Below are 6,000 nucleotides of genomic sequence, written 5' to 3' on the forward strand. Positions count from 1 at the left end.
ACTGCTAAGCGGCTTCTTCCAGAAGTTCTGGTGAAAGCTCCAAGCAGTCAACGAGTTCTACCACTGAAGAGATACGATAAACTTTACCTTCTTCAATCAGATTATTGATTTGTTCGTCATTCTCATTCCATGGACGAGTAACAATGAAAGGAATAACAGATGGCGCGTTCTCTACAGCATCAATGATATTGTGAGACGCATCATCAACAATGATAGCAACCCCATCATTTATCTCATTGTAGTAAAATGACTTTGAGTAGTTTTTCTCTTTACCCATTACTGTCAATGAATCCACTGGAGCACGCTTGCGCTCTAACCAGTCAGCGGTCAATTCTTCAGAGTTTTCAAACCCGCCTCTCGCCGTAACAACGTGAATTCGGAAACCCTTGATAACTAGAGCATGAAGCACGTCAATCGCACCTTCAAATTCTTCTACGTGCTTAAAAACTTCATTCTCCTCAATGAGGGAGCGAAACTTTTCGTAAGAGACATTATGGTAAGAGCCAAAGAAGTAAGTGGCGTAGTCTGAAACCTCTGCGTGATCGCCAACCTCATTCATCAAACTACAAATAGATTGGGCAAACTGAACCAAAACATCATCTTTATCAAATGCAAGGTCTCTGACTTTTAGTTTGAAAACTGGGAGTTTGTTACTCATCAAATGTTCTCCTGAACAAAAAAATAGGCGAGGGCTAACCCCGCCTAGAGTTAAAACTGAAAAAGTTCTATTTCTCAGATTCTGCAATTTGTAATTGCGCCTGATCAATAGCACTTTCAAAGGACTCTTTAGGAGCCAACGCAGACTGCTCTTTTTTAGTGCGCTCTAAAAGCTCATCAGCACCAATAGCGCTTCGTGTGATCGCCATTCGCTCAAGTTCATCCCCAAGGGTGTCTGCCGCATTCGCACTTTGAATTAGACGATTTACGATATCATTAATTTCTTCAACTTCTTTCGGGATATAAGCAACCAAGCTAAATGTTCCATTAGGAAGTTCAGTGATAACAATCATATCAGCAGCTTCAGAAGCAGGGAACTTTGCCTCAATTAAATGCAACCCTTCAGAGACTTCATTTGTAAACTTCATATCAACGAGCGTGTACTCATGAAATTTGTTTGAAACAAACCTCTTAAAGTTATCTTGGTCTTTGGCTGCATCCTGAACAATCATATCAATTTGTTCAGATAGAAGACCCAACATCATCGAACCCTCACGAACACGGGTTTCAAAAGTCCCCGCAGCAGTCTTGCTAACCAAATCAGAAAGACCTTTTACCTTCGCGTTGATGTAGTTCATCTGAGATAGATAAGCTTTATGCATCTGACCGTAATCGATATGTCGGTCAATATTCTTTGTGTCACCATCCTCTATGGCCTTAATCAATTGACCAAGCGATAGTTTTGGTAGATCAGCATCTTGCTCATCAAGATAAACTGAATCCTCTTCTTTGAGAGTATGTACAACGGTATCGGAATTAGACTCTACCCCTGAGATCTCAACTAAAGTATCTCTCTTTGGAGCTTGTGTTAGGTTATTGGTGCTAAACCTAGCTGGATTAAGTGAAATATCAGACTTAGAATCACCCTCAGCTAAAGCAAACATCGGTGTACTAGCAACTATCAAAGCCGCTAAAGCAAATTTCTGCATAAATTTTTTATTATTAGTTTAACTCAAAATTACGAAATTTTAGAGAAGCCCGGATTACAAGCCTTCTCTAAGTTACTAGAACATGAATTTAGCGCCAACCATCACGCCATCTTGAGATTCTCCAGATTCTCTTGGATCGGTTAGCTCAACCACACCTTCAACGTATGCGGCAAAAGAAGAATAAGCATACTCTGCCCCAATAGTCGCTGTTGAATAATCCTCACGACCAACAACATTACCGCAAATGGTGAATGAATCAGTAATGAAGTAACTACCGTCAGCCGCAAATGAGACTTTTTCTTCAATAATACCTAACCCAACCGAAGTCTTGATATTTGAACCGAACACAGTACCTACATCAAAGAAAACATTGTAGTCATCATTGTGCTCGAAAATATGGAGCTTAATATCTGTCTCATTTGCATAAGCAGACACCCCACCATAAAAGTTACCATCAAAATCAAAGGCAGCAGTAAGGTTATAATTCTGTACAGCGAAGTTATACTCTGCAAACCCATCGTAGCTTGATAGACTTTGACCAATCGCATTCTTCGATAATGACGTATCGCCATTCATTTTTATTTTGGCACCAAGAACCTTGTTTGCAAGGTTACGGTCATAGCCAACTTTAAAATCATGGTTGTCTTTTGAAAATTTAAGTGACCCGTCTACTTTTGTCTCAAAGTCATCATCACTAATCTCGTAAATTTCACGAATGCCAGTGCTAAGAGATAGATCTACACCATGAGAAATCGAAGTAGATGAATTCAAGTCCAAGTACGAATTATGAAACCCAATATCTAAATCATCGAAACCATAAACATAGTTTGCTTGACCTGACACAGTGTAATTCATAGATTGACCAGCTACTGAGTACTGACCAACAGACTTAGCCATAACCTCATCAAACATATTTGGAGCTGGTGGAGTCGCAGCAAAAGCTGATGCAGATAGCAAAGAAATAGCTATCGCAGAAAATTTCATTTTAGTATTCATTATTTAACACCGTGGATGTCTAAGTACTTGAAAATTTGTACGTAAATCAGGAACTTTAATAAATGCTCCTCAGTTTCAAGAGGTAACAGGTTTGCATTTATCATAACCCAAGCATTTGGGGTTTTTGCCCTACTGATGGCTTTACTCATGTTTCCTATACCGAAGTTATAAGCCATGATTGCCGTCTCATAGTCATTACCAAACCTTGTCTCTGCTAGCCACTTAATATAGGTGACTGCCGCCTCGGTAGATTTTTTCCAATCTAGCCTTTCATCAACACCCGAATTTATTACAAGTCCATAATCCCTTGCTGTAGGCTTCATAAACTGCCACATACCAACTGCCCCGACAGGACTCTTAGCACTTGGGTTGAATCCCGACTCTATGGCTGCTAATGCAGCAATCTCAAGAGGCACTTTATGCTTAGCTGCTACCTCTCTGATATACGGCACATACTGCTCATATCTAGGATAAATAGCCTTTGCATTCTTTAAAAGCTTATCCTTATGAACACTAGCGTATGCAACCAGCTTATCCCCTGTTTGAGTCCAAGAATAGTTTTTATAGTTGTATACAGCATGTGCGTTAACACTAAAAAATAGCAGCGCCAAAATCATTATGTTGCGCATTTTTTTTGAAAATCTTAGTAATAGTAATTGGCTCGCGCAACTCGCATAAAAAACCCTGAAAAAGTCAGGGTTAAATTCTTAACGTCAACTACAAGAGAGGCTTCTTATCTCAGAATTATACGAGGCTCGACACACCATTTGCATCAAATCCATTGCATAAGCAGTATCTGTCACTGGCATTATTGACACAAATGAACAGAACGAAACTGAACTTCCTGACCAATGATCGTTGAAGAAATCTAGAGCAGAGTCAGTAGCATAAGCAATCGTGGCGCACCCAAAAGTATCTACACCAACAGAAACTCTTAGGCACAACCTTTTTTTGTCTTCACTACCAGATTGCTGAGCAAGCTTTATGAATTTCTTTGATGAAGGTAAATCACGGAATGGCACACCACTTTTGAATTCACAACCAAATGTTGTCTCAACAACAGCAAAGTAAGATCCAAAATCCATAACTTCGTAAGAAGCTATCTCACCAGCAACCCGATAAACACACCGACCCAACTCAAAAACTGTATCTCTCTCTTTCTGACTAAGGAGCCTAGTATCTTGAATCAACTTAGCATCCTCTTCAGAAAACTTAACCTTAGCCCTCTCGGAATTTATACTCTTGAGTAATTTAGATGCATGATTTCGATTTACAGCAGCTCCCTTTTGGCGAGTGACTCCCGACTCTGAGTTACGCTGTATTCTTATCGTAAGATGAGTATTATCTTCTGGTTTCCTAAATTCTTTCAATTCATCCATCGTTAAGGCAATAAGAGAACTTGCATCGATGATCGTTTCCATGTTGATCTCTCGATCTTTTCTGCCTTTCTTGCAAATTTCGTAAATATTTATGGCGCTTGCGTGGTTAGTGCAAGTTAGCCTATTACTCAGCTCAAGGGATGAATCAATAAATTCAGAGACAACAGCCATTTGTTCTGTCATACATGAGCAAGTGGTAAACTCATACTTGTCAGCCTTCGCGGACTCAACGAAAAGAAACTTTTCTGCCACAGGGCTTCGAAGCCAGAGCCGCCTAAAGCACTCAACAACAAAGGGTTGCGCGTTGAATAGGTGAATCAGCTTCCCATCTAGATTCATCAGTACAGTGATATCTTTTTTAGGATCTAATTTGGATGACCACCGAAGCAACTGGATCGAGCAAGCGATTACCTCATCATTACCATGAGCGAAAAACGGGAACTGGGTGCTAAATCGTTTCACACGATAAGATCCTGAACCTGAAGTCCACTTTGGCGTAAAACCAATTAAGTTTCCGCCTAATTTTTTCGGGGTTAATTTCCAATTTGCCATTTTAAGACTTTAGAATCACCGTTATTCATACGCTTGGTCACTATCTTACCACAGCAAGTGGCCCTAACAACTCTAATTTGAATATCAACGATCAAAAAAGGTAACATTTAAACAAAAAAGTGGGAAAAATAGAAGTTTCTTCAAGCAACACCTACCTGCATTGTTCAAAAAGATCGAACTAGGAAAGCCAGTTCACTTTAAAAGATTACTACTCGATATGGCTGAATGTGGGGTATCTCCAAACGAAGTCGAGAAAGTTTTCAACAAGAAAGCACTCGGAAAAAAGAGGTACAAAGTATCGATAAAACCAGAGTCTTTTCAAGAATATCGATCCTTTAGAGGCTTAGTCGCTCAACCAATTCAATCAGCAAGGGTCTTGGCTGCCGCACAAGGAAAAAGTCACTCCAAATCAACCTCAGGAACATTCTGCCTGACACACACATCAGAGCACAGAGAAAATCCATACACGATAATGATCGATAGCGGTGTACCAAGAGCCGTTCCAAGATTAAAAAAGGAAATTGTTACTTATTGAAAAATTTGAACTTTTTGTGACTACTCACCGCCCGTTGGGCGATGCTTCTTATTTCGTTAGCCAATGCTCGATAGTATCGAGTCTTACGCAGCTTCCATAAGCAGAAACGACTGTCCAGCCGCTTTTAATTCTAGAATACCTTTATCACGGATATTAAGAGCGGCATTTAGATCCCGATTTATATCTGTGGTGCCACAAGAGGGACAATCCCACTTGCGAACTGATAGTGGCATTTCTTCCATTTTATGACCGCAACAATGGCATGTTTTAGAACTGGCGTACCACTGATCGAGTTTAACAAGGTGTTTGCCTTTCTCTTTCAGTTTGTACTCCAACTTAACGACAAAGCTATGCCATGAGGTATCGGCTATGTGTTTAGCTAGTTTGCGGTTTTTCATCATATTGGCTGATTTCAATGTCTCTACAACCACAGCGTGGTTTTTTCGAGATAGTTTATGTTGGAAACAGCGCGAGCGTTCGCTGTCTTTTCGTGGCACTTTGCAACAAGCAAACGAGCTTTAGCTCTGTTTGCGCTACCTTTGGTCTTGCGCGAAAGCTGCTTCTGTTTACGCCTGAGATTCTTCTCAGCACGCCTTACGAATCGCGGGTTAACTTCTTTCTTACCGTTCGATTGAATAAGCAAAATGTGATAACCCCAAATCAATACCAGTGACTTTATCGATTGAGTGAATCAAGCTAGGCGCTTCAACACCATCATCCACAAGGATGGACGGATAAAACTTACCTGTTTTACTCAAACTGAGAGTAATGTTTTTAACCTTTCCAATGATTTCACGATGGATATTGGCTTTAACTGGTTTCATCTTGGGCAGCTTGATAGCGCCATCAAGAACCTTAACACCAACACAATAGTAACTAGATTGCTTGCCAT

General features: G+C 40.3%; 8 protein-coding genes and 1 pseudogene. 1 reads left to right on the plus strand and 8 read right to left on the minus strand.

All coding sequences use genetic code 11. The features are described 5' to 3' along the window. Positions 1-4: 4 nt before the first annotated feature. The 5 genes from KO511_RS02950 to KO511_RS02970 all read right to left on the minus strand — a co-directional run bounded on the left by KO511_RS02950 (position 5) and on the right by KO511_RS02970 (position 4,573). The gene (locus KO511_RS02950) at positions 5-658 is read right to left on the minus strand and encodes a hypothetical protein (protein ID WP_215985985.1); all 654 of its coding nucleotides are present in this window, start codon (positions 656-658) and stop codon (positions 5-7) included. 67 nt (positions 659-725) lie between these two features. Further along, positions 726-1,646 carry a hypothetical protein gene (locus KO511_RS02955; RefSeq protein ID WP_215985986.1) on the minus strand — a complete coding sequence of 307 codons (921 nt, stop codon included), beginning with the start codon at positions 1,644-1,646 and terminating at the stop codon, positions 726-728. A 75-nt stretch (positions 1,647-1,721) separates the two neighbouring features. Then, complete coding sequence (locus KO511_RS02960; RefSeq protein ID WP_215985987.1) at positions 1,722-2,642, minus strand: hypothetical protein; 921 nt, start codon at positions 2,640-2,642, stop codon at positions 1,722-1,724. After that, positions 2,642-3,271 (minus strand): lytic transglycosylase domain-containing protein, encoded by a 630-nt coding sequence (locus KO511_RS02965; protein ID WP_215985988.1) that lies wholly within the window; start codon positions 3,269-3,271, stop codon positions 2,642-2,644. The genes KO511_RS02960 and KO511_RS02965 overlap by 1 nt, the downstream gene beginning before the upstream one ends. An 84-nt stretch (positions 3,272-3,355) precedes the next feature. Beyond that, positions 3,356-4,573, minus strand: coding sequence for a hypothetical protein (locus tag KO511_RS02970; protein WP_215985989.1), 1,218 nt, complete (start codon positions 4,571-4,573; stop codon positions 3,356-3,358). Positions 4,574-4,733: 160 nt separating this feature from the next. Between KO511_RS02970 and KO511_RS02975 the strand changes: the two genes are divergently transcribed. Continuing rightward, positions 4,734-5,108: a hypothetical protein gene (locus KO511_RS02975; protein ID WP_215985990.1), complete on the plus strand. Its 375-nt coding sequence runs from the start codon at positions 4,734-4,736 to the stop codon at positions 5,106-5,108. An 83-nt stretch (positions 5,109-5,191) separates the two neighbouring features. On the opposite strand, the gene KO511_RS02980 is transcribed toward KO511_RS02975, so the two are convergent. The 3 genes and pseudogenes from KO511_RS02980 to KO511_RS22200 all read right to left on the minus strand — a co-directional run. Continuing rightward, positions 5,192-5,605, minus strand: coding sequence for an RNA-guided endonuclease InsQ/TnpB family protein (locus tag KO511_RS02980; protein ID WP_354668147.1), 414 nt, complete (start codon positions 5,603-5,605; stop codon positions 5,192-5,194). Continuing rightward, positions 5,530-5,772 carry a transposase gene (locus KO511_RS22495; RefSeq protein WP_354668148.1) on the minus strand — a complete coding sequence of 81 codons (243 nt, stop codon included), beginning with the start codon at positions 5,770-5,772 and terminating at the stop codon, positions 5,530-5,532. The genes KO511_RS02980 and KO511_RS22495 overlap by 76 nt, the downstream gene beginning before the upstream one ends. Next, a pseudogene (locus tag KO511_RS22200) lies at positions 5,729-6,000 on the minus strand (hypothetical protein); the annotation flags it as partial. The gene KO511_RS22495 and the pseudogene KO511_RS22200, both read right to left, overlap by 44 nt.

Origin of the sequence: Vibrio hepatarius, assembly GCF_018860525.1 — a bacterium.
GTDB classification, from domain to species: domain Bacteria; phylum Pseudomonadota; class Gammaproteobacteria; order Enterobacterales; family Vibrionaceae; genus Vibrio; species Vibrio hepatarius_B.